This is a genomic window from Intrasporangium chromatireducens Q5-1 (assembly GCF_000576575.1).
Classification (GTDB): Bacteria; Actinomycetota; Actinomycetes; order Actinomycetales; family Dermatophilaceae; genus Intrasporangium_A; species Intrasporangium_A chromatireducens.
The window spans coordinates 1-1,089 of record NZ_AWQS01000502.1 but is presented as its reverse complement, the minus strand read 5'-3'; the positions used below and the strand labels follow the sequence as shown (position 1 = coordinate 1,089).

The 1,089-nt window shown below is 69.0% G+C and carries 2 protein-coding genes; both read left to right on the top strand.

Going from position 1 to position 1,089, the window contains the following annotated elements; genetic code table 11:
* Window positions 1–717: catechol 1,2-dioxygenase (gene catA / locus N864_RS22515; protein ID WP_034722843.1), on the top strand; the 717-nt coding region annotated here is incomplete at its 5' end.
* A 43-nt stretch (window positions 718–760) separates the two neighbouring features.
* Complete coding sequence (gene catC / locus N864_RS22510; protein ID WP_034722841.1) at window positions 761–1,045, top strand: muconolactone Delta-isomerase; 285 nt, start codon at window positions 761–763, stop codon at window positions 1,043–1,045.
* Window positions 1,046–1,089: the final 44 nt, after the last annotated feature.

The following is a 1,089-nucleotide window of genomic DNA, read 5'->3' as shown; positions in this document are numbered from 1 at the left end:
ACCGCCGTCCACGACGTCATCCGCCGGCACGAGGTCACCTACGCGGAGTACGACGCCCTCAAGTCGTGGCTCATCCAGGTCGGTGAGGACGGCGAGTGGCCGCTCTTCCTCGACGTCTGGGTCGAGCACGTCGTCGAGGAGGTCGCCAACGCGAGCCGCAAGGGCAGCAAGGGCACGATCGAGGGGCCGTACTACGTGCCCAACGCACCCGAGCTGCCCGCCGACGCGACCCTCCCGATGCGCGACGACGAGCCCGGCACCCCGCTGACCTTCAAGGGCCAGGTCCGCGACCTCGACGGCAACGGCATCCCCGGAGCCAAGATCGAGATGTGGCACGCCGACGGCCTCGGCTTCTACTCGCAGTACGCGCCGGGCCTGCCGGAGTGGAACCTGCGCGGCACCGTCATCGCGGACGAGAACGGCAACTTCGCGATCCACACGAAGCAGCCGGCGCCCTACCAGATCCCGACCGACGGGTCCTGCGGCAAGCTCATCGCCGCCGCCGGCTGGCACGCCTGGCGTCCCGCGCACCTGCACCTGAAGGTGTCGGCCCCGGGCAAGGAGCTCATCACGACACAGCTCTACTTCCCCGGCGACCCGCACAACGACGACGACATCGCCTCGGCCGTCAAGCCCGAGCTGCTCCTCGACATCCAGCCCGCCGCCGACGGCGAGGGCAACGAGACGGTCTACGACTTCGTCCTCGACCCCGCCTGAGCCGCTGCCTCGACCCAACACCTCCGAGGAAGGAGTCCTGCCCGTGCTCTTCGCCGTGAAGATGGACGTCAACATCCCGAACGACCTCGACCCCGAGCTGCGCGCCGAGACGATCGCGACGGAGAAGGCCTACTCGCAACAGCTGCAGCGCGACGGCGAGTGGGTCCACATCTGGCGGGTGGTGGGGCAGTACTCCAACCTCAGCATCTTCGACGTCCGCGACAACGAGCGGCTCCACGAGATCCTGTGGAACCTGCCGCTGTTTCCCTACATGTCGGTCGAGGTCACCCCGCTGGCGCAGCACCCCTCGGACATCGCCGCGGGCTGACCCGCCGGCCGGCCGCGCAGGTCCGCTCACTCCTCGAGGAGTGA